We start from the raw sequence: 22197 nt of genomic DNA, 5'->3' as shown, positions 1-22197 counted from the left end.
GTCCGATGGTCTTGCGCTGCAGCGTTCGTATTCTCGGTGGGGCACACCCCTGTAACCGGTGACCACGTGCCCGACCCCAATTTTCTGGTAACGCTGCTGCTGCTTCGATTCAGCGAGCTTTCCGCCAGCTCGCAGGCAAGCTTCCTGGACGGCCTCAATCAGTACCTGTTTGCCTCGCCGCAGTTGCGCCGAGCGCTGCGCCGCCAATGGCAGGACCGCTGCAGTGACAGCGAAGCGGGCCAAGCGGCGGGCCCGGCACGGGGCCCTGCAAAGCAGAACGCTTCTCAACACGATTCTTGACGTCTGCCATCACGCATGGCCGCTGCAACGCATCCTGGTGGCACCTGCCGGGGCGGGCGGCGCACGCCCGCAGCGCCTCGGGCAGGCCTGCAACGCCGCGTCCCCCGCTTTTGGGACGAGTCCGATTCGACTCGCGGGTGGCCCTCACTAACCTCGCAAGTGTCCGCTGAGTGCTTCCCCTTCGGTTGCTCCGAACGCTCCAGGAAGCCCTCCAGCCTCCATTTCACTTCGAGGAGAGCCTCATGAACAAGATTCATTCAATCGTCTGGAATGCGGCCGCCGGTCGATGGGTCGTCGCCTCCGAATTCGCCACCCGTCGCCGTCGCACCCACGCGGGCAGCCGTACCGTGCTTCGCCCGCTGCAGCTGGCCGTCGCTGTCGCGCTGGCATGGGGCGGCGCCGCAGGTGCAGAGACGCTGCAGTTCCCCGGCGCCCCGGTTGATGTTGCCGATGGCACGCGGGTTGTCGAGGACATCATTGTTGCCAATGGCGCCACCGGCGTCGTCGTTGGCAACGGCGGTACGCTGGTCCAGCAGGGAAATACCTTCTACATCGGCGGCACCGCGAACCGCGCCACCCAGAACCTGGACCTCAGCGGGCTCTCTCATTACGTGTTCGACAATGCCAGCCTCGACTTCAACGTCGGTGGCCGCGTCATGGGCGGCTCACGGGATCAGACCGGGGCTACCACCGGTACGGTCGTGCTGGCTTCGGATACCAACCTCATCCGCGCATCGCACCTTGGCATTGGCGATGTCGGCCGCAACATCAGTGCAGCGGCGACCAATCAAGGCACCGTGCGCCTGGGCCAGAACAACACGATCAACGCCGACAGCATCACGCTCGGCGGCAACCAGAGCGGCGGCACCCTGGTCTTCCAGGACTCGGTCACGGACGGAACCCTCACGCTGCGTGGCTCCGACGGGGAGAGCGCCGTAGGCACCTGGAACATTGGTACGGGAAACAGCAGCAATTACACCGGTGCCACCGGCACTGTCGACCTGCGCCGAGGCGTGCTTGATGCAAAGGTGGACGCGCTGAACATCGCGGGCGCGCCCTATGGCGATGCCACCGCAACGGGCACCCTCAGCCTGGGCCGGGGCGTGCTCGAAGCCAACACCATCATGATCGGCGAACGCAGCAGCACCGCTGGCAACGGCGGTTCGAACGGTCGCCTCTCCATTGGCGAGGGCGGCACCGTGCTTGCCAATGCCATCACCCTGGGCAACCGCACCGGCACCCGAGGGACCGTGTCCTCGAACATCACCCTCGACGGCGGTGCGCTGCATGCTGGCAGCATCCTGGCCGGCGCCGGCGCTGGCACGCGCGTGATCACCTTCAACGATGGCGTGCTGGGCAACCGTGCCGCAGGCCAGGACACGCAGGTTGATGTTCCGGTGGTGCTGGCCGCGAGCGGCGAGCATGCGTTCCGCGTCGATGGCAATGATGCCGTGATGACCGTCAGCGGGCAGGTCAGCGGCAATGCAGGCACCCTGACCAAGACCGGCGAGGGCGTGCTGGCCCTGACCGGTGCCAACACCTACAGCGGCTCGACGCGCGTCGATCAGGGCCTGATCCGATTCCAGTCCGGCAGCAACCTGGGCACCGGCAGCATTGTCCTGGATGGCGGCGGCCTGCAGTGGGCCGCAGGCAGCGACGAAGACATCTCCGCGCGACTGGAGGTGCTGGGGACTGCGGGCGCGGTGCTGGACACCAACGGCAACGCTGTCACCTTGGCCACGGCGCTGCACGGCGAAGGCGGCCAGCTGATCAAGCGCGGCGAAGGCGCGCTCACCCTGACCGCAGACAACACCCACACCGGCGTGACCCACATCGAACAGGGTGAACTGGTGCTGGGCGATGGCGGCGCAGCCGGCAACGTGGCGGGCGACATCGTCAACAACGCGCGGCTGACCCTCAACCGCGGTGACCGCATGTCCCTGTCCGCCAACATCGCCGGCAGCGGCGAGCTGCTGCAGGCAGGTGGCGGCACTGTCGTGCTGTCCGGCGACGTCGCGCACAGCGGCGGCACCCGGGTGGCGGCCGGCACCCTGCAGATCGGTGACGGCGGCTCGCGCGGCACGTTGGGCGGCGATGTCAGCCTGGCCGGTGGCACCTACCTGGACGTGGACCGCAACGATACGTTCCAGCTCTCGGCGCGTGTCGCCGGCGATGGCGCGCTGCGCCAGATCGGATCGGGCACCACCGTGCTGGACGCTGACCACCGCTACGCCGGCGGCACGTTCATCGTGGCCGGTGCGTTGCGCCTGGGCAACGGTGGCACCAGCGGCAGCGTGACTGGTGCAATCGACAACCACGGCTGGCTGGAATTCAACCGCAGCGACGACGTGCTGCTGGACAATGCGGTAAGCGGAACGGGCGGCCTGGTGCAGATGGGCACGGGGACCCTGCGCATCGCCGATGACCAGGCCTACACCGGTGCCACCCGCGTGCTTGCCGGTGCACTTCAGGTCGATGGCAGCATCCGGTCGGCAACCGAAGTGGCCAGCAATGCCATGCTGAGCGGCAACGGCACCATTCACGGTGACGTGGTCAACGCCGGCGTGATCCGCCCGGGCAGCGGGACTGACTACGGTCGCCTGACCATCCAGGGCAACTACGTGGGCCAGCAGGGGCAGCTGGAACTGAACACCTGGCTAGCCGACGACGCATCGCCCAGCAGCCAGCTGGTGATCGATGGCGGCAGCGCCAGCGGCAGCACCACCGTGCGCGTTCACAACACCAGCGGCACCGAAGGCCACACCGTCGGGGACGGCATCCTGGTGGTTGCCGCCATCAATGGCGCCACCACGTCGGCCGATGCCTTCAAGCTCGGAAACTATGCACGAAACGGCGCATTCGGGTATGGCCTCTTCCGCGGCGACCTGGAAGGCAAGTCGGCCGAAAACTGGTACCTGCGCAACGCCTTCGTCGTGCAGCCGCCGGTCGATCCGACGGACCCGGTCAATCCGACTGACCCGATCAAGCCGGTCGATCCGACTGATCCGGTCAATCCGATCGATCCCATCAACCCGGTCAATCCGACCAACCCGGTGCCTCCGGTGGCCCTGCCCATCTTCGGCCGCGAGCTGGCGACCTACGGTACGGTCCAGCCGCTGGCGCGCGAACTGGGTGCACTGGCGATGGGCAACCGGCGCGACAGGGCGCAGGCCGCCGCTGCGGGCGACAGGCCGCATGCTGCCTGGGTGCGTGTGGCAACCCGCGACCTGCACAACCGGTACGAATCCATGGTTGCGCCGGAAGCCAAGGGCAGGCTCAACGCGCTGCAGGTCGGAAGTGATTTCTGGCAGGCCGCCCCGTCGGCAGGCGCCCGCTGGCAGGCGGGCGGCTACCTGTCGCACGCGAGCAGCAATGTGCAGGTCGACGGCATCTATACCAATGATGAGCGGACCCGCTATGTGCGCGGGGCGACCGGCAACGTCGAACTGCAGGCCACCAGCGCTGGCTTGACCCTGACCGGCACTGGCAGCCGAGGCGGCTATCTGGATGCCGTCGTCCAGCTGACCCGCTACGGCGGTTCCGCCAACGCGGGCCCGGTTCGCCTCAACACCCGTGGCGACGGCTACCTGGCATCGCTCGAGGCCGGCTATCCGTTTGTCATGCAGGCCGGCACCGGGCAGTTCACGCTGCAGCCTGAAGTCCAGCTGGTCTGGCAGAAGGTGCGTTTCGATGCAGGGCAGGATGCTGCAGGGCAGGTGTCGCTTGGCAGCACCCAGGGGCTGAGCGGGCGATTGGGCATCAACGGCAGCTGGCAGTTCCAGAGCGCGGGCGGCGTGCAGTGGGCGCCGTACCTCGCCGCCGATGTGTGGCATGAATCGGATGCGCGCTCGGCAGTGACGTACGCCGGCAAGGACCAGATTCCCCTGGAGGCGGGTGGAAACCGAGCGTCGTTGAGCGCTGGCGTCAACGTCCGGTTGAATGAGCGCTTCAACCTGCAGATCTCTGGTGGGCGCGAGCGCTCCATGGGCAACGGCAGTGGTGCCAGCCGGGAAGGCGCGTTCGGCAACCTCGGCCTGCAGGTGCGCTGGTAAGGGCGAGCCGCCGGTGTCCGCCATCAGATGCGGCGACCCCGCATCTGATGGCGCGCCAGCGAGCACCGCAGTCCAGCAGGCATCCAGGGGCGTGTCTGCTGCCCGGGCTGATTCGTGGGATGATGCACCACTGCGCCCGACTGCCACTACATGCACACACTGACCGATCCCCACCTCCTGAAAGACATCGCTGAGATCGGTCGTATTGAGGCAGTGCCGCGCATCCTTGAGACCGTCGCCCATATCACAGGCTCAAGATTCACCGCGATTGCCCGGGTGACAGAAACCACGTGGACGGCCTGCGCCACCCTGGATACCCTGGGGTTCGGGCTCGTTCCGGGCGGGCAACTGGTCCTCGAAACCACCCTCTGTGACGAGATCAGGCAGTCATCGACCTCCGTGGTGTTCGCGCGCGCCAGTGCACACCCGCTGTATTCCGAACACCATACGCCCAGGATCTACGGGCTGGAGAGTTACGCCTCCGTGCCGATCCATCGGCCGGATGGCAGCTTCTTCGGCACCCTGTGTGCCATTGATTCGTCGCCGGGCAACTTCGATGAGGCGCACGTCCAGCGATCCATGGAGCTGCTTGCCGACCTCGTTGGCAACTACCTCGACAAAGAGGATCAGCTGCTGGAGGCAGAGACAGCACTTTCAACGGCACAGCGTGTTTCCGATCTGCGCGATCAGTTCATCGCGGTACTGGGCCATGACCTTCGCAGCCCGCTGCAGGCCATCAGCGTGGCCGCCGATTCTCTGGAACGTGAGGCAACATCCGAGCGCCAGCAGCGGATGCTCGCGCACATCGCTGCCGGCGTCACCCGGATGGATGGCCTCATCGGTGATGTGCTTGATTTCGCCAGGGGGCGGCTGGGAGGAGGCATTCCGGTCTCGCTCCAGGAAAGCCACACCTTGCAGGCGGAGCTCGAACAGGTTGCAGAAGAAGTGGCGATCGCTACCGGTCGGCAGGACATCAACGTCCAGATGCGGATCGAGGGCAGCGTGGTCTGCGATCCCGGCAGGCTGTCGCAGCTGCTGGCCAACCTCCTGACCAACGCAGCCCAGCACGGCGAGCGCTCCGCACCTGTCACGCTGAGAGTCCAGGCCGCATCCCATCGCCTCACGCTGGATGTGCATAACGCCGGCTGCATTGCGCCTGAGCGGCTGGGGACGATTTTCAGCCCGTTTTCGCGTGAGCAGGGCGAACTGCCCAGGCCAGGGCTTGGCCTGGGCATCTACATTGCATCGGAAATTGCCAAGTCCCACGGCGGAACACTGGACGTGCGGTCGAGTGAGAGCGACGGCACTATGTTCACATTCCAGATGCCGACCGCGGCGCGCACATGAAGGTGGGCGCCAGGCAACAGGAGGGCTCCGGCACGGCGCCGGAGCCCTCGCCAGTCACTTTTCCTGCAGGAACGTCAGCAGGTCCTGGTTGACCTTGTCCTTGTGGGTGTCGGTCAGGCCATGCGGCGCACCCGGGTAGACAATCAGCCTGGCGCCCTTGATCAGTTTTGCTGACTGGCGGCCAGAGATATCGATCGGCACGATCTGATCGTCGTCACCGTGGATCACCAGGGTAGGAACATCGAACTTCTTCAGGTCGGCACGGAAATCGGTGGCCGAGAACGCGGCGATCGAGTCGTAGGTGTTCTTGTGGCCGCCCTGCATGCCCTGCGCCCACCACGCATCGATCAGCGCCTGCGACACCTTCGCGCCTGGGCGGTTGAAACCATAGAACGGGCCCGACGGAATGTCCTTGTACAACTGGGCGCGGTTCTCCATCTGTGCCTTGCGGATGCCATCGAACACTTCGATCGGCAGGCCGTTCGGGTTGTCGGCGGTCTTCAGCATGAACGGCGGCACCGAGCTGATCAGCACGGCCTTCTTCACCCGCCCGGTGCCGTGCCGGCCGATGTAGCGCGCCACTTCGCCGCCACCGGTGGAGAAGCCCACCAGGGTCACATCGTGCAGGTCCAGTGTATTGATCACCGTGGCCAGGTCATCGGCGTAGTGATCCATGTCGTTGCCGTCCCACGGCTGGCTGGAGCGGCCGTGGCCGCGACGGTCGTGCGCGATGACGCGGTAGCCATGGTTGGCCAGGAAGATCATCTGCGATTCCCAGCTGTCCGAATTCAACGGCCAGCCATGGCTGAAGGTCACGACCGGGCCGTCCTTCGGGCCCCAGTCCTTGTAGTACAGCTGCACGCCGTCGGCGGTGGTGATGTAGCTGGCGGTGCGCGCGATGGCGGTGACCGGAGCCGGCTTGGCCGGTTCGGCGGCCTGCGCGGACAGGCCGGCCTGGACCGAGAGGGCGACGGCGGCAACCGCCAGCGTACGGGCGAAGGTGTTCATGCGGGAACTCTCATGGGTGGGTGGTGAGACGTACTTTGCGCCTGTGATCAGGCGCCAGGGTGATGACGTGTCCGGATTTCTTGATAGATCGTCTTGCATGGATGTGCGCGCCCCCATCGCTCGCGATTGCCTGTTGACAGTGTAGAACGACCGTTCTACCTTGCAGCCATGAGCAAGGTCACCACCAACACCCAACAGAAGATCCTGGCCACGGCCGAGGCGCTGATCTACCAGAACGGGATCCATGCCACCGGCATGGACCTGCTGGTGAAGACCTCGGGCGTGGCGCGCAAGAGCATCTACCGCCACTTCGAGAACAAGGACGACGTGGCCGCCGCCGCGTTGAAGGCGCGCGATGTGCGCTGGCTGGCCTGGTTCCGGCAGGAGTGCGATAAGGCCGACAGCCCAGAAGCGCGCATCCTCGGCATGTTCACCGCGTTCAAGAGCTGGTTCCAGTCCGAGGGCTATCGCGGGTGTGCGTTCATCAATACCGCGGGGGAGGTCGGCGACCCGGCCGATCCGATCCGGGAAATCGCGCGGAATCACAAGCAGAAGCTGCTCGATTACACGCTGGAACTTACCGAACAACTGGATGTGGAGCAGCCGGCGGACCTGGCCCGCCAGCTGCTGATCCTGATGGAAGGCGCCATCACCCTGTCGCGCGTGATGGGTGATCTCGACGCCGCAGACACCGCGAAGGATGTCGCGAAGCTGTTGTTGGAACAGGCCAAGCGTTAGCGCCTGGGTACGCCAGATCCTTTGAAGCAACCCGTATATCCATTTCGATTGGAGGTCTCTCCGTGTCCGCTGAACAACCCCGTCCGCCGCTTCCTCCGTTCACCCTCGAATCGGCCACGAAGAAGGTGCGCCTTGCCGAGGATGGCTGGAATTCCCGCGATGCCGACAAGGTGTCACTCGCCTATTCGCTCGACACCCAGTGGCGCAACCGTGCCGAGTTCACCAACGGCCGGGAGGAAGCCCGGCAGTTCCTGGCACGCAAATGGAACAAGGAACTCGAGTACCGCCTGATCAAGGAGCTCTGGGCCTTTACCGAAAACCGCATTGCGGTCCGCTACGCATACGAATGGCGCGACGACTCCGGCAACTGGTTCCGTTCCTATGGCAACGAAAACTGGGAATTCGGCGAGGACGGCCTGATGCAGCGCCGTTTCTCGTCCATCAACGACCTGCCGATCAAGGAAAGCGACCGCAAGTTCCATTGGCCGCTGGGGCGTCGCCCGGATGATCACCCGGGGTTGTCGGAGCTGGGCATGTGATTCCCGCTGAGGCGCCTTTCGAAGCGTGCTCAGGTACGATGGGGCGGCCGGCATCTGCGCCGGCCGGGGCAGGGGTGCAATGGACATGCAGGCAGGGGGCGGCGTCGATCCGCCGGCAACGACCGATTCGCAGGAACTGACCTTCCACTGGCTCTACCAGCGGGTGCAGGGGCTGGTTGAGCACAGCATCTACCCGAAGGCGGGCAGGGTGGAGACGTGGGCGTTCCGGGTGGGCGCACTGGCGGCCGCCATCGGCATTCTCGGTAGCCAGCTGCCTGATCGATGGCTTCCGCTTACGGCTGCACTGTTTTTGGTCAGGGTCTGCCTGGCGGTGGAAATCGGAGGTTTTGTCATCGGCGGGTTTCTCGCAGCCCGCCGCGGACTCCGGCAGTTCGTACAGCCACGGCTGTCGCACGCGCAGGAAATGGATGGCGAATTTACACAGTGGCAAGCGGTGATCGGCGAGCTTCGGAAGTTTCCCAGAGTCGAGCGTGAGCGCCGCCTCAAGTATGTCAGCCACTTGCGATCCAGCATGATCGAGCGCATGGGATTAATGTACGGAGGGCTGCAGCGCCTTGGGCCATTCCCACTCTTGATTGCCCTCTATCTGCAGTTCCGCCAATGGAGATGGGGTGACTGGAGCAGCGCCTTTGATGTTGGCGCGCTGGGTGCTTTCATCATCTACGCCCTCGTACTGCTATACCTCACAGGATGGCTATTGATCGGGCTGCGTTCGCGCCTGGATACCTACGTCGCCCTGCTTGAAGGCTCCATCCACGAACCCGAACCCTCGCAACCAACGTCCCTGTAGAGCCGAGCCACGCTCGGCTACTGCGGGCGACATCGCGCCCCATCAGGTACCTCAGCAGCAACAACCCGCAGCGCCCGCTCCATCAGAACAGGCTCAGGCACCCCGGCCAGCGCCTGCTGCAGAACGCCCAAAGGTTCCATCTGCCATTGAAGAAGGGCCCGCAACTGCACAACGGCCGGCGCCCGCTGCCGGGCATCCAGTGATACCCGCAACAGCAGATAATTCGGGTGCCTCTCCAGCCACAGCACCGGAACGTCGCGGCAATAGATTTGCAAAGCGGCGCCCTCACGCTGATCGACGAATTGATAGCCCTGTCGTGACCGAGCTTCCACGAACTGCATCGCTTGGCGGCGCAGTTGCAGGAAGCGATCGTCGGGGATGTTCTGGAACCCGATGGGCGAAGGCACGGGCGGGGCAAGCCACTGCGTTGGCGACGCGACTAGCGCCACGAGGCACAGCGCCGTGGCCGCCCATCGGCACCCTGCCACTCACCCTTCCGGATGGAGGCGCGTACTGGCGTGTGCGGCGAGGCCGAGTCCGGCCATGATCAGGCCCTCCATCACCCGCGGACCGACGTACTGTTCCAGTTCGCCGTTCTCGCGGGCACGCTGCGCGGCCAGCAGGATCTCCAGCACCACGCGTAGCCCAGCCAGCGAGCAATCGGTATCCGCCAGCGCGATGCGTCGGCCGGGCATCTGATGGCGTTCAGGCCAGGGCTGGCCATCCGAGGCGGCGCCAGAGCCGATGCTGTGCAGCAGGGCGATGAGCGTGTTCGGGTCCAACGCAGAGCCATTCGCGGAGGCGTCGTGGATCGGGTGCGGGGCAGGGGAGTGGGGCGGGTTCATGACTGGCTCCTTGCGTGCATGCAGAAGCCGCCACCGATAAAGGTGGCGGACGGTGCGGGGCTCGAAATCCGGTGTGCAATCTTCCCGGCGGGCACAAGGCCCCCACGCACCGCCCGCCATAGCCGGCCGACGGATTGCCAGCCGGCACCACAGAACGTGGTGCCGGCTGGCAAGCGCATACTTCTCTTGCACAACCGAGGATTTCGAGGCCTCGGCCACCCGTTTTCGGTGGCATGAACAGGAATACCCCTGGCTGTGCACGATGCCAACGCAGTAGGGCTGATGCCGACACCACTTTCAACATTTTCAGAATCGTTGCATGCGGCGCAATGAGGCTGGGGCCTTGCACCGCAAGGCTGTTGTCGATGTCGTGGGTGCACGCCTGGCGGGTGTCGGCATTCGCCCGGCGGGGTCGTGAGCGAGGCAGATGCGACAGGACTACCAAAGGTCGCCAGGCTCGCGTTCAGTGACCAGTTGCTGCGCCACCAGTCGTTCGACTTGCGGGCAGCGAGCGGCTGCGTCGTTTCCTCGTTCACCCGCGCTCGATCCCGGCGCGGGCGCTGGGCGACTGGGCTGCCGCGAATGCCTGATCATCCATGTGACGGCTGGAACGCAAGTGTTGATGGTGTGCCAATAGGTAGTGGCGCCCGATCGTGACGCATCACATTAACAGCCTTCAATCCCGTCGAGGGGCGAAGCCTGTGGAGCCATCGAAGTCTCACGGGTACTTACATCTTAGGCGCTCGACCTCCCGAGGGTCGCGCTATTCGGTGAGTCGCGGGTCGTGGCAGACTAGCCGCCATGAAAAGCGATCAAGCTGCCATGCCCGGACGGACACGAGTGGTTGATTCAGTGTTCGAATTCGAACTGCAAGGCCGAACGCTCTACGTGGACGCGGAGCACGTATCCCAATGCGTAGAGCTGTGGCGAACTGGGCGGTACACGCAACTCGGCATTTCGGATCGTGAGAACCCTGGCCTCAAGAGCATCGATTTCATTGAGGCCTTCTTTCCTGTAGCCGATCTCCACTTGATGCTGTTTGACAGAGTCGATTTGTCTGTCCTGCGCGGGAACGCTGAGTGGCTGGAGCACTTCTTCACCAACGCTGGGCCAAACGCCATCGACGACATTAGGCCCTTCACGAGGCTCGAATCGCTGGGGCAACCGTGGACCAGAGAATTTCGCGTCGACGCAGGCCTTGACCGTTTGAAGGGCTTGGCACTGGGCGGGTTCAGATCAGCATCAGGTGACGTCTCGGAGTTGTCCGTCCTGCCCGCACTGGAGAAGCTCTCGCTCTATTCCAATCGGCTGCAGAGTCTGAAAGGGCTCGAGACGATGCGGGGCCTACGCGAACTCTCCGTCAGTTACGCGCCGAAGCTCGAATGCATCGATCCGATCGGTGACCTTAAGGAACTTCGTGACCTGCGTTTCGAACACTGCAATATCGTCCGCGGTTTTGCGGATCTGGTGAGGGGTGAGCACCTGCTCAACCTGACGTACATGAAATGCTCACCTCTCGATCACGTGCGGTTCGTCGGTCGCTTGTGTTCTTTGCAGAGCTTTGTTTTCCTGGAAACGGACGTGCTCGATGGCGACATGACTTCCCTTGTGGATCATCCGACGCTGGCGCACGTAGCATTCACAAGGAAGAAGCACTTTACGCTCAGCGAACGCCAGGTCCTTGAACGTCTTGGTGATCGGGAAGGTGGGGTTAGGGCCCGGATAGCCAAGCTGAATCTCAAGAAGGCCGCAGCGGAAGCCGCAGCGCAAGCTGCAGTAGGAGCGCAGTAGTTCCGCCGCACAGTGGGCGGCCTGTGCTCGTTACGCAAGCTTGTTGTGCGGGGATGGCACGTAGGACGCAAGCGTCTGCCGCAACTCACTGTAGATTGAGATATCGAGGCGACGTCGTATCGGATCGTTTGGCGCAATTCGCCAAATCCTCCCTGGAAAGCGAGACATCGCTCGACAATCTCAAATAGTGCGAGGATTCGGGATGTTCATCGGGGGTGCCGCGGGTGCCCATTTCCAGCGCATGCAGGACAATTTAGGGGAGCTGCACTGCGCCCAACATCACCTATCCAGCTTCCACCACGCAACCAGCGCTGCAAATGCCGGCGACGGCTGCCGACGGTTCGGGTAGTAAAGGTGATAGCCGGGGAAGGGGACGCACCACCTGTCCAGCACTGCCACCAACCTGCCTTGCGCGATGTGCTCGGCCACCAGCGGTTCCGGTGCATATGCCAAGCCCAAGCCATCCAGTGCGGCATTGATAACGTGGGTCATGCTGTTGAAGACCAACGGCCCGTCGCCGCGCACGGTGAATTCCTTGCCCTTCTCTTCGAACTCCCACGCATAGATGGCACCGTTTGGGCGATGTCGGATGTGGATGCAGCGGTGGCGCGTAATGTCGGCAGGCTTCTTCGGCTTCGGATACTTCTCGAAGTAGTCGGGTGAGCCCACCACGACCAGACGCCAATCGGGGCCGACCCTGACAGCAACCATGTCCTTGCTCAGTGCCTCTCCGAGCCGGATGCCCGCATCGAAGCGCTGCTCCACCACATTGGTAAAGCCGTAATCTACGTAGAACTCAAGCGTAATGTCCGGGTATGCGTCCAGGAATCCGGCAAGCCGCGGACGGATGATGGTCTCCATGGAGTCATCCGTGCAGGAGATTCGTAGCGTTCCAGCTGGGCGGTCGCGCAGGTCACCCAGCGCCTCCACGCTGGCACCGATGGCCTCGAAATGTGGTGCGATGGAGCGCATCAGGCGCTCGCCCGCTTCAGTGGGAGAGACATTGCGCGTGGTCCGCGCGAGCAGGCGAATTCCCAGGCGCTCTTCCAGCAGGCGCATCGAATGGCTCAGCGCAGAGGGCGTTACCCCAAGACGAACCGCCGCCTTGGTGAAACTCTGCTCCTGCGCCACTACCAGGAACGCTTGCAGGTCATGGGTCTTCACGGTGCTCATGGATCAATTGTGAGCGCAACTCAGTAATGCATCAACTTTCAACCGGCTTATCGATATAGGGGCTGGGGCCTATCGTGGCGACCCGTGTCCCCAACCGAGGCCATACGCCCATGAAACGCACCACGCTGTTACTGGCGCTGCTCGCCAGCCTCTACGTTCCAGCTTCGGCCATGGCCGCTGACGCACCGGTGCCGGCCCCGCCCCATGGATCCGACAACTTCTACCGCAGCCCCACGGTCAAGGGGGAGCGCGTGAGCTTCCACAACCAGTACGAGATGCAGGTGGTGGGTACGCTTTACCGCCCTCAAGGCCTGCCCGACGGCAGCCGCGCCCCCGCAGTGGTCGTTGGCCACCCGATGGGCGCAGTGAAGGAGCAGAGTTCCCAGCTCTACGCGCAGAAGCTGGCCGAGCAGGGCTTCGTCACGCTGGCGATCGATCTTTCCTTCTGGGGCGAGAGTGGCGGCGCAACGCGACACCTGGTGGCGCCGGAAATCTATTCGGACGACATCAGTGCGGCCGTGGATTTCCTGAGCACGCAGTCATTTGTGGACCCGGACCGCATCGGCGGCTTGGGCATCTGTGGCAGCGGCAGCTTTGTAATCAGTGCCGCCAAGATCGACCCACGCATCAAGGCCATCGCCACGGTCAGCATGTACGACATGGGTGCGGCGGCACGGCAGGGGCTGAACAGTGGCCAGTCGCTGGAGCAGCGCAAGGCGGTGATCCAGTCCGCGGCAGATCAGCGTCTGGCCGAATTCAAGGGCGGGGCGCCGGTGTTCGTGCCTGGCACCGTGAACCACCTCGATGCTGACACGCCCGCCATCCAGCGTGAGTTCTTCGACTTCTACCGCACCCCGCGCGGCGCCTATACGCCAAAGGGTGACAAGGCCGAACTGACAACCCAGCCGCTCTTCAGCAGCCTGGTCAAATTCATGAACTTCTATCCCTTCAACGACATCGAGACGATCTCGCCCCGACCAATGCTCTTCGTCTCCGGCGACGTCGCGCATTCCCGCGAGTTCAGCGAGGACGCCTACCGAAGGGCAGGGCAGCCCAAGGAGATCTACTGGGTAAAGGGTGCCGGCCACGTGGATCTGTACGACCGCATCCAGCTGATTCCCTTTGACAAGCTGGCCACGTTCTTCCAGCGCGGCCTGGCCGGGAAATGAGCCGCACCGACGCCCCCGCACATCGCGCCAACTGGGGCGGCGTGCTCGCAATGACGCTGTGCGTCTTCGCGTTGATCGCCTCGGAATTCATGCCCGTGAGCCTGCTCACTCCCTTGGCGGCAGACCTGGGCGTGAGCGAGGGCCTTGCCGGCTACGGCATTGCCATTTCGGGTGTATTTGCGGTGTTGACCAGCCTGTCGATCTCGCGATTGGCGGGTAGCGTGAACCGCCGAACGTTGCTGTTGTCCCTCACGGCGTTGATGGCGGTGTCGGGACTGGTGGTAGCGCTGGCCCAGAACTATCCGGTCTACATGACAGGTCGTGCGCTGATCGGCGTAGTGATCGGCGGTTTCTGGTCATTGTCCGCCGCAACCGCGATGCGGCTGGTACCGGAGGCCGAGGTCCCGCGAGCCTTGGCGATATTCAACAGTGGCAACGCAATTGCAACGGTCATTGCGGCACCACTGGGCAGCTATCTTGGCAGCATGATCGGATGGCGCGGCGCATTCCTCTGTCTTGTGCCGGTGGCAGCTGTCGCCCTGGCCTGGCAGTGGGTTTGTCTGCCGTCCATGGAAGCGGAGGAGGGTCGATCACACGGCGGAGTCGTCGTGTTGCTGCGACGACGCGCGGTGGCACTGGGCATGATGGCCTGCGCTGCGTTCTTCATGGGGCAGTTTGCCCTGTTCACCTACGTGCGGCCGTTCCTGGAGCGTGTCACGCATGCTGGGGTATCTGCCGTTCCGTGGGTTCTGCTGGCGATCGGAGTGAGTGGTTTCGTGGGCACACTTGCCATCGGGGCATTCATCAGGCGCGGGCTCTACCGCACGCTGGTGATTCTTCCCGCTCTCATGGCGCTGATTGCCGTCACTCTGGTTCCACTCGGGCCCCACCTTTGGCCGACCGCCGCACTGCTCTCGGCGTGGGGTCTGCTGGCCACATCCGCACCGGTCGGCTGGTGGAGCTGGCTGGCGCGCACCTTCACCGACAATGCCGAGGCCGGCGGCGGGCTGATGGTTGCGGTGGTTCAGTGCTCCATTGCGCTGGGTGCCACCCTCGGCGGGCTGCTGTTCGACAGCCTTGGCTTTGCCAGCACGTTCTTGGCGAGTGCGGGCATCCTGTTGTTTGCCGCGCTGCTTGCCTACGCCACTGCGGCTGAAGAGGTGCACACGTCAGCTGCGGCGATTGCCACAGGGGCTCCGAAGCGATGACACGCCTCACTTCGATAACGGCGAAGCTGCTCGTGCTCCTCGCTGCTTTTGGGGCGGTAGCAGCTTGCTCAGCCGCGCCCGATCATCCAGCCGTCGCTGCCGCCAGAACTGAGGCCAATCAGGAGAGTCATCCCATGAAAATTCGACTGATCATCAATGATCAAGTGCTGTCAGCCACCCTGGAGGACAGCCTTCCTGCACGCGAGTTCATTGCTCAGTTGCCGCTGACCCTGCAACTAGAAGACTACGCCGCGACTGAGAAGATTGCGCAGCTGCCGCGCAGTCTGAACGTGGAGGGCGAGCCGGAGGGAATCACGCCCGTGGCAGGTGATATGGCCTTCTATGCGCCTTGGGGAAACCTGGCGATTTTTCACAGGCCTTTTGGCTATTCAAAGGGTCTCGTAAGGCTGGGTCGCATCGAAGGAGGGCTGCAGCTCCTTCGCAAGGATGGGCCCAGGGAGGTCCGCATTGAGTCTTTCTAGAGGCTGGCTGCACACCTTGGGGTTCAGCCATCTCGCCATTCTGCTGGGTACGGCGATGCTGGCTACCGTCCCTGGTCAGATGGCTTTCGCACACGAAGGAATAGCGATGCACACCAAATCAAATCAAGCCCCCACAACTGAACTGGATCCGCGCCGGAAAGCCATCATTCCGATCGGCGCCTTCGCAGCGGCCGGCGACTTGGATGGCCTTCATCAGGCGTTGAACCAGGGCCTGGACGCGGGATTGAGTCTGGCCGAAACGCGAGAGGTCCTGATGCAGCTCTACGCTTATGCGGGGTTTCCTCGGAGCCTGAACGCGTTGAGCGAACTGATGAAGGTGGCGGATGCGCGTAGACAGCAGGGCATCCAGGATGACGCCGGCCGCGAGCCCCGCAAGCCGATTCCCACAGGCGATGCCTTGCTCGCTGCAGGCACGGCAAACCAGACCAGGCTGGCCGGCGCTCCTGTCTCAGGGCCTTTGTTCGATTTTGCCCCGCAAGCAAATCAATACCTCCGTACGCACCTCTTCGGCGACATCTTCGAGCGCGACAATCTTGATTGGCAAAGCCGCGAATTGGCTACGGTCAGCATGCTGGCCGCCATGTACGGGGTGGAGCCCCAATTGCAGTCCCACATTGGGATCAGCATGAACATCGGCCTGCGGCCGGAGCGGCTATACGATCTGGCCGATGTGCTTGAGGAGCGCGTCAGCCTCGATGCTGCCGAACGTGTTCGCGTCGCGATTCAACGTCAGCTTGAGGTTCGAAAAGAATGATGGTCGGGAAAGTGCTCCTTCGGCCTGCCTTGCGCGATGTGCTCGGCCACCAGCGGTTCCGGTGCGTATGCCAAGCCCAAGCCATCCAGTGCGGCATTGATGACGTGGGTCATGCTGTTGAAGACCAACGGCTCGTCGCCGCGCACGGTGAATTCCTTGCCCTTTTCTCCGAACTCGCAGGCATGGATCGCTCCGTCCGGGCGATGCCGGATGTGCATGCATCAGTGAGGAAGTGGCGCGGATCGGTGTCAGTGGCGCACTCTTGCCAGAGGCGGCGTTGAGGATGACCGGCCAGCAGGCTCGGCCGATGATGCCGGCGCGCCTCCGACCGACTTCACAGGCCTGTACCCCGCAGTTGGGCATAGTGCCCCTTGGGTAGTGTGAGCGCGTCCATCCAGCCACGGGATTTTCCCGAACGCCAGGAGGTCACTGTGCCAAGTTGTGATGAAGGAATGAAGTTGACGCGTCGCCAGGTGATCGCCGGCGGCGTCACGACCGTGGCAATGTCCGCCGCACCGGGGGCGTCATCGCTCGCCGCCGAACTGGCGACGCCCCCACCGCCCAGGCCGCCGGTCATCAGCACGGTGGCCTTGACCGTCAACGGCAAGCGGCGGGAGCTTGAGCTCGACACGCGGACCACGCTGCTCGATGCCCTGCGCGAACATCTGAAGCTGACCGGAACCAAGAAGGGCTGCGACCACGGTCAATGCGGTGCCTGCACCGTGCTGGTCAACGGTGAGCGCATCAATGCCTGCCTCAGCCTGGCGGTGCAGCACCAGGGCGATGCCATCACCACCATCGAAGGGCTCGGAACCCCCGATGACCTGCATCCGATGCAGGCCGCCTTCATCAAGCATGACGGCTACCAGTGCGGGTACTGCACGCCGGGGCAGATCTGCTCGGCGGTGGCGGTACTGGACGAGATCAAGCGGGGTGTCCCCAGCCATCTACAGGCAGACGTCAGTGCACGGCCCCGCGCCACCAACATGGAAATGCGCGAACGCATGAGCGGCAACCTCTGCCGCTGCGGGGCCTATTCCAACATTGCCGAGGCAATGGAAGAGGTCGCTGGCGTGACCTCTACAGGGAGGCGCTCATGAGGGCCTTCAGTTACGAACGCGCCAAATCCCCGGCGGAGGCCGCCAAGGCCGTCGCCGGTACCGAGGGCGCGAAGTTCCTGGCCGGAGGGACCAACCTGCTCGACCTGATGAAGCTTGAGGTCGAGACGCCAGCGCACCTGGTCGATGTGCAGGACATCGGCCTGGACAGGATCGAAACCACCGACGAGGGCGGCCTGCGCATCGGCACGCTGGTCACCAATACCGCGCTGGCCTCGCATGAGCGCGTGCGCCGCGACTACGCGGTGCTGACCCGCGCGATCGTGGCAGGCGCTTCCGGGCAGCTGCGCAACAAGGCCACCACCGGCGGCAACCTGCTGCAGCGCACGCGCTGCCCGTATTTCTACGACCCCCATCTGCCCTGCAACAAGCGCCTGCCCGGATCAGGCTGCGGCGCACTCGAGGGGTTCTCCCGGCAGATGGGCGTGATCGGCACCTCGGACAGCTGCATCGCGACCTATCCGGGCGACATGGCGGTGGCCCTGCGGGTGCTGGACGCCTCGATCCAGACCGTCAGCGGTGACGGCAGTACGCGCAGCATCCCGATTGCCGATTTCCATCGTTCCCCCGGCGACAGGCCGCAGCAGGACAACGTGCTGCAGCGCGGTGAGCTGATCACCCACGTCACGCTGCCGAAGCCTCTGGGCGGTCGGCACGTGTACCACAAGGTACGTGACCGCGCGTCCTATGCGTTCGCACTGGTGTCGGTCGCCGCGGTCGTGCAGCGAGACGGCTCGGCGCGGTTCGCCTTCGGTGGAGTTGCGCCGAAGCCGTGGCGCGTCGAGGCAGCCGAACCGCTGCTGCGCGACGGCGTAAAGGCCGCGGCCCGGCAGGTGTTCGCCGGTGCCCGTCCGACGCGGGAGAATGCGTTCAAGATCGCGCTCGCCGAGCGCACCCTCGCAGCCGTGCTGGTGGAAGGAGAGCGCTGATGCCCCTTGAATTCAACGCCCCCGCCGGCGACAACCTGTTCGACAAGGCCAAGGTCGTCGGCAAGTCGACGCCGCGCATCGACGGTCCACGCAAGACCACCGGCACCGCCCCCTATGCCTACGAGCGCCACGACGTGGCCCCAAACCAGGCCTACGGCTACATCGTCGGTGCGGGCATTGGCAAGGGGCGCATCATTTCGATGGATGCCTCCCGCGCACGTGCCGCGCCCGGCGTACTGGCGGTCATCACCGCACCGGAAACCAAGCCGGTCGGCAAATCGAACTGGAACAACGCGCCGTTGTTCGGCGGACCCGAAGTGGCCCACTACCACCAGGCCATCGCGTGCGTGGTGGCAGAGACCTTCGAGCAGGCCCGCGCCGCCGCGGCGCTGATCCGCACCCGCTACGAGCGCAGCAAGGGCCGCTTCGATTTCCCGGCCCTGGCACCGTCCGCACCGCTGGCAAAGGGGCGTGACGGCAAGCCCGACCGGCAGGCGTTGGGCGATTTCGACACCGCCTACGCGAGCGCCGCGGTCAAGCTCGACGAGACCTATCACACCTCCGACGAAAGTCATTCGATGATGGAGCCGCACGCCACCATCGCCGCCTGGGAGGGTGACACGCTCACGCTGTGGACGGCGAACCAGATGATCGACTGGGCCAGGCAGGGCATGGCGACGATCCTCGGCATCGATCCTGCCAAGGTGCGCGTGGACTCGCCCTATATCGGCGGCGGCTTCGGCGGCAAGCTGTTCATCCGTGCCGACGCGGTGCTGGCCGCGTTGGCGGCCAAGCAGGTCGGGCGACCGGTGAAGATCGCGCTGCAACGCCCGTTGATGCCCAACAACACCACGCACCGGCACGCCACCCTCCAGCGCGTGCGGATCGGCTGCGGAAAGGATGGCCGGATCTCCGCCATCGCCCATGAGAACTGGTCGGGCAACATCAACGGCGAGGATGGCGAAAACGGTACCCTGCAGACGCCCAAGCTCTATGCAGGCGCCAACCGCCTGGTGGCCAACTACATCGCCACGCTCGACATGCCCGAAGGCAATGCGATGCGCGCACCGGGCGAAGCACCGGGCCACATGGCGCTGGAAGTGGCGATGGACGAAATGGCCGAGAAGCTGGGCCTCGATCCGATCGCGTTCCGCATCCTCAACGAGCCCGAGGTCGTGCCCGGCGACCCGTCCAAGAAGTTCTCCGGCCGCAACCTGGTGCGCTGCCTGCGCGAAGGCGCGGAGCGCTTCAACTGGAACAAGCGCAACGCCCGGCCGGCGCAGGTCAGGGAAGGGCATTGGCTGGTCGGCATGGGCGTGTCCGCGGGCTATCGTGGCGCACCGACGATGAAGTCGGCGGCGCGGGTCCGGCTTGACGGCCAGGGCGGGGTGATTGTCGAGACCGACATGACCGACATCGGCACCGGCTCCTACACGATCATCGCGCAGACGGCAGCCGAGACCATGGGCGTGCCGCTGGACCAGGTCCAGGTCACTCTCGGTGACTCCCGTCATCCTGCCTCTGCCGGTTCCGGCGGCCAGTGGGGCGCGGCAAGCTCCACCGCGGGCGTGTACGCGGCGTGCGTCAGCCTGCGCCGCAAGGTGGGCGAGAAACTCGGCTTCGACGGCGACACCGCAGGCTTCGCCAATGGCCGCATCCAGGCGGACGGGCGGACCATCAAGCTGGCAGAGGCGGGCACACTGTCGGCGGAGGACGGCATTGCCTTCGGCGACTTCAAACAAGGCTACGACGTCGGCACCTATGCAGGGCATTTCTGCGAGGTCGCCGTGCATGCCTACACTGGAGAAACGCGCATTCGTCGCATGCTTGCCGTATGCGATGGCGGCCGGATCCTCAATCCGCTGTCTGCACGCAGCCAGGTCATCGGCGGGATGGTGATGGGTGCGGGCGCGACCCTGATGGAGGAGCTGGTGGTCGACAAACGACTTGGTTTGTTCATCAACCACGACCTGGCCGGCTACGAGGTTCCCGTGCACGCCGACATTCCGTACCAGGAGGTGGTCTTCCTCGACACGCTGGATCCGGTGATCTCGCCGATGAAGGCCAAGGGTGTGGGTGAACTGGGCATCTGCGGGGTTGGCGCCGCGATCGCCAATGCGATCTACAACGCAACCGGCGTCCGCGTGCGCAGCTATCCCATCACCCTGGACAAGCTGTTGCCCGGCTTGCCCGGCTTGCCCGGCTTGCCCGACGTAGGCTGACGGTGCGCATGGACCGACCCGCAGCCTCGCCCGCGCTGGAGGCTTCAGCGGCAGGCGGAGGGGAGCCCGGCGATCTTGCCGAGGACCTGTCCGCAGCGCCGGGCTTCCTCGCCGAAGGCAGCCCGCGCGGCGTGCTCGAGACGGCCTTGACGCGCGTGCGTGCGGGGGAGCACGCCGTGCTCGCGCTGGTGCTGGAAACCGATGGCTCCACTTACGCCGGTGCCGGCGACATGGTGCTGTTCTGCAACGGGAGCCAGGTCGGCTGGCTGAGCGGCGGATGCCTGGAGCCCGAGCTCGCGCGACGCGCGGAGCAGGTAAGTGCGGCAGGGCGGGTCGACTGGATCGAGATCGACACCCGCAGTGACGACGACCTGTTGAGTGGGTCTGCGCTCGGCTGCCGCGGCCGGCTGCGGATTGCGCTCCTGCCATTGCGTGCCATGGCCGGCATCGACGCCGTCATCGAGGCTTGGTTGCGCGAGGGCGTGTCACTCCAGCGCGACCTTCGTACGTCGGGGCAGGTCGTTTTCCGTGCCGGCCATCACGAGCAGGCGTGGCAGCTGCATCCGATGGAGGGTACGCAGCCCTTTGGCGAGGGTGCGTGGCATTTGCCGTTGCCCCGGCTTCCGCGGGCCCTGGTGTTGGGGGGCGGTCCCGAAACGCCCTTCCTGGTTCCGTTGCTGCGCGGCCTGGGGTGGCGGGTCAGCGTGGCCGAACGGCGAGCGCGCTGGGCCCCAGCCGGGCAGTGCGCGGATGCGCATCTTCAGACCAGCCCGGCCGAGGCCCTTCATGGCGACCGTTGCGACGCGGCACTGGTGATGCATCACGATTTCGAACTGGACCGGGAGACGCTGGTGGCCCTGGCTGATACCAACGTCGCGTTCATTGGACTGCTGGGTCCGCGGCGAAGGCGCGAGGACCTGTTCAAGCTGCTGACACCGGATCAGCGCCACCGGCTTTCCCCGCGACTTCGATCACCGGTCGGCCTGAACGTCGGTGGCCGAGGGCCAGAGGCGATTTCGCTCAGCATCGCCGCGCAGCTGCAGCAATGGCGAAGCGCGCACGGCAGGTGACTGACGCGCATGCGGTCATCGTGCTTGCTGCTGGCGGGAGCACCCGACTTGGCCAGCCCAAGCAGCTTCTCACCCGGCAGGGCGAGACCCTGGTACATCGCGTGGTGCGGTTGGCGCGTGAGCTCGCGCCAGCGCAGGTACTGGTCGTGGTGGGCGCGAACGCACAGGCAGTGACATCCAGCATTGCCGGGTTGGATGCCACTCCGGTAGCCAACCACCACTGGGAGCGTGGCTTGGCGAGCAGTCTGCAGGTTGCCGGCGCACACCTGCTGCCCACGGTGACCGCGGTGATGGTCGTGGCGTGCGACCAGCCTGCAATCGAGCGCTCCCATCTGCAGGAGCTGCTTTCGGGTGCCCGCGCCGCAGCGTCAACGTGCGCGGGCACCCGCCACGGAAATGCGCTTGGCGTTCCCGCAGTCGTGCCGCGCGCCTGGTTCACCGCTGTCGGTGCAGCCGGTGACCGCGGCTTCGGAGCGCGCCTGCGGCAACTTCCTGTCGATACGGTGCATGTCCTGCAGGCGCCGGAACTGGCCCTGGATATCGATACGCCAGAAGATCTTGCGCGTGCGCGCGATGCGGGCTGGATCGATGCCGGGAGGTGACCCGCATGATCACTGGGC

Annotated in this window: 21 protein-coding genes; 16 read left to right on the top strand and 5 right to left on the bottom strand. The window is 64.8% G+C overall.

Going from position 1 to position 22197, the window contains the following annotated elements:
- Window positions 1–66: 66 nt before the first annotated feature.
- From AC5P9I_RS04945 to AC5P9I_RS04935, 3 genes are all read left to right on the top strand, one after another.
- Window positions 67–300: a hypothetical protein gene (locus AC5P9I_RS04945; protein ID WP_130768042.1), complete on the top strand. Its 234-nt coding sequence runs from the start codon at window positions 67–69 to the stop codon at window positions 298–300.
- A gap of 242 nt (window positions 301–542) precedes the next feature.
- Window positions 543–4352 carry an autotransporter outer membrane beta-barrel domain-containing protein gene (locus AC5P9I_RS04940; RefSeq protein WP_130768043.1) on the top strand — a complete coding sequence of 1270 codons (3810 nt, stop codon included), beginning with the start codon at window positions 543–545 and terminating at the stop codon, window positions 4350–4352.
- A 150-nt stretch (window positions 4353–4502) separates the two neighbouring features.
- Entirely contained in the window at window positions 4503–5699 is a 1197-nt protein-coding gene (locus AC5P9I_RS04935; protein ID WP_130768044.1) for a GAF domain-containing sensor histidine kinase, read from the top strand.
- Window positions 5700–5753: 54 nt separating this feature from the next.
- On the opposite strand, the gene AC5P9I_RS04930 is transcribed toward AC5P9I_RS04935, so the two are convergent.
- Window positions 5754–6707 carry an alpha/beta fold hydrolase gene (locus AC5P9I_RS04930; protein WP_130768045.1) on the bottom strand — a complete coding sequence of 318 codons (954 nt, stop codon included), beginning with the start codon at window positions 6705–6707 and terminating at the stop codon, window positions 5754–5756.
- 168 nt (window positions 6708–6875) lie between these two features.
- Between AC5P9I_RS04930 and AC5P9I_RS04925 the strand changes: the two genes are divergently transcribed.
- The 3 genes from AC5P9I_RS04925 to AC5P9I_RS04915 all read left to right on the top strand — a co-directional run bounded on the left by AC5P9I_RS04925 (window position 6876) and on the right by AC5P9I_RS04915 (window position 8795).
- A complete protein-coding gene (locus AC5P9I_RS04925; RefSeq protein ID WP_130768046.1) occupies window positions 6876–7445 on the top strand; it encodes a TetR/AcrR family transcriptional regulator in 570 nt (189 codons plus the stop codon).
- Between the two features lie 62 nt (window positions 7446–7507).
- The gene (locus AC5P9I_RS04920) at window positions 7508–7984 is read left to right on the top strand and encodes a nuclear transport factor 2 family protein (protein WP_130768047.1); all 477 of its coding nucleotides are present in this window, start codon (window positions 7508–7510) and stop codon (window positions 7982–7984) included.
- A gap of 79 nt (window positions 7985–8063) precedes the next feature.
- Window positions 8064–8795, top strand: coding sequence for a hypothetical protein (locus tag AC5P9I_RS04915; RefSeq protein WP_130768048.1), 732 nt, complete (start codon window positions 8064–8066; stop codon window positions 8793–8795).
- Between the two features lie 17 nt (window positions 8796–8812).
- Here the strand turns inward: AC5P9I_RS04915 and AC5P9I_RS04910 are convergent, their stop codons facing one another.
- Window positions 8813–9202 (bottom strand): hypothetical protein, encoded by a 390-nt coding sequence (locus AC5P9I_RS04910; protein ID WP_223224787.1) that lies wholly within the window; start codon window positions 9200–9202, stop codon window positions 8813–8815.
- Window positions 9203–9283: 81 nt separating this feature from the next.
- The gene (locus AC5P9I_RS04905) at window positions 9284–9640 is read right to left on the bottom strand and encodes a hypothetical protein (protein ID WP_080473189.1); all 357 of its coding nucleotides are present in this window, start codon (window positions 9638–9640) and stop codon (window positions 9284–9286) included.
- An 801-nt stretch (window positions 9641–10441) separates the two neighbouring features.
- Here AC5P9I_RS04905 and AC5P9I_RS04900 point away from each other — a divergent pair.
- Window positions 10442–11431 (top strand): leucine-rich repeat domain-containing protein, encoded by a 990-nt coding sequence (locus AC5P9I_RS04900; protein WP_176422003.1) that lies wholly within the window; start codon window positions 10442–10444, stop codon window positions 11429–11431.
- A 279-nt stretch (window positions 11432–11710) separates the two neighbouring features.
- Here the strand turns inward: AC5P9I_RS04900 and AC5P9I_RS04895 are convergent, their stop codons facing one another.
- Window positions 11711–12604, bottom strand: a complete 894-nt coding sequence (locus AC5P9I_RS04895) for a LysR family transcriptional regulator (RefSeq protein ID WP_088475915.1) — start codon at window positions 12602–12604, stop codon at window positions 11711–11713.
- 110 nt (window positions 12605–12714) lie between these two features.
- Between AC5P9I_RS04895 and AC5P9I_RS04890 the strand changes: the two genes are divergently transcribed.
- The 4 genes from AC5P9I_RS04890 (at window position 12715) to AC5P9I_RS04875 (ending at window position 16238) form a co-directional block, all read left to right on the top strand.
- Complete coding sequence (locus AC5P9I_RS04890; protein WP_088475914.1) at window positions 12715–13773, top strand: alpha/beta hydrolase; 1059 nt, start codon at window positions 12715–12717, stop codon at window positions 13771–13773.
- Window positions 13770–14981: an MFS transporter gene (locus AC5P9I_RS04885; protein WP_130768050.1), complete on the top strand. Its 1212-nt coding sequence runs from the start codon at window positions 13770–13772 to the stop codon at window positions 14979–14981. Before AC5P9I_RS04890 ends, AC5P9I_RS04885 begins: the two co-directional genes overlap by 4 nt.
- Window positions 14982–15115: 134 nt before the next feature.
- Window positions 15116–15463, top strand: a complete 348-nt coding sequence (locus AC5P9I_RS04880) for a cyclophilin-like fold protein (RefSeq protein WP_197585521.1) — start codon at window positions 15116–15118, stop codon at window positions 15461–15463.
- A 106-nt stretch (window positions 15464–15569) separates the two neighbouring features.
- On the top strand, window positions 15570–16238 hold the full coding sequence (locus tag AC5P9I_RS04875) for a carboxymuconolactone decarboxylase family protein (protein WP_088475917.1): 669 nt from the start codon (window positions 15570–15572) through the stop codon (window positions 16236–16238).
- Here AC5P9I_RS04875 and AC5P9I_RS04870 read toward each other — a convergent pair.
- Window positions 16214–16456, bottom strand: coding sequence for a type 2 periplasmic-binding domain-containing protein (locus AC5P9I_RS04870; protein ID WP_088475911.1), 243 nt, complete (start codon window positions 16454–16456; stop codon window positions 16214–16216). The two genes, AC5P9I_RS04875 and AC5P9I_RS04870, sit on opposite strands and share 25 nt — an antisense overlap.
- Window positions 16457–16690: 234 nt before the next feature.
- Between AC5P9I_RS04870 and paoA the strand changes: the two genes are divergently transcribed.
- The 5 genes from paoA to AC5P9I_RS04845 are packed head-to-tail and all read left to right on the top strand — an operon-like array spanning window position 16691 to window position 22179.
- Window positions 16691–17338, top strand: a complete 648-nt coding sequence (paoA, locus tag AC5P9I_RS04865) for an aldehyde dehydrogenase iron-sulfur subunit PaoA (RefSeq protein ID WP_495217305.1) — start codon at window positions 16691–16693, stop codon at window positions 17336–17338.
- Window positions 17335–18285 (top strand): FAD binding domain-containing protein, encoded by a 951-nt coding sequence (locus AC5P9I_RS04860; protein WP_053504691.1) that lies wholly within the window; start codon window positions 17335–17337, stop codon window positions 18283–18285. The genes paoA and AC5P9I_RS04860 overlap by 4 nt, the downstream gene beginning before the upstream one ends.
- Complete coding sequence (gene paoC / locus AC5P9I_RS04855; RefSeq protein WP_130768051.1) at window positions 18285–20507, top strand: aldehyde oxidoreductase molybdenum-binding subunit PaoC; 2223 nt, start codon at window positions 18285–18287, stop codon at window positions 20505–20507. The genes AC5P9I_RS04860 and paoC overlap by 1 nt, the downstream gene beginning before the upstream one ends.
- A gap of 8 nt (window positions 20508–20515) precedes the next feature.
- The gene (locus AC5P9I_RS04850) at window positions 20516–21577 is read left to right on the top strand and encodes an XdhC family protein (RefSeq protein WP_187756597.1); all 1062 of its coding nucleotides are present in this window, start codon (window positions 20516–20518) and stop codon (window positions 21575–21577) included.
- Window positions 21553–22179, top strand: a complete 627-nt coding sequence (locus AC5P9I_RS04845) for a nucleotidyltransferase family protein (RefSeq protein WP_130768053.1) — start codon at window positions 21553–21555, stop codon at window positions 22177–22179. Before AC5P9I_RS04850 ends, AC5P9I_RS04845 begins: the two co-directional genes overlap by 25 nt.
- The last annotated feature ends 18 nt before the right edge of the window (window positions 22180–22197 follow it).

The sequence above is a fragment of the Stenotrophomonas sp. YJH_SMC_29 genome, from assembly GCF_059371235.1.
This window is presented reverse-complemented; position numbering and strand designations above follow the sequence as displayed.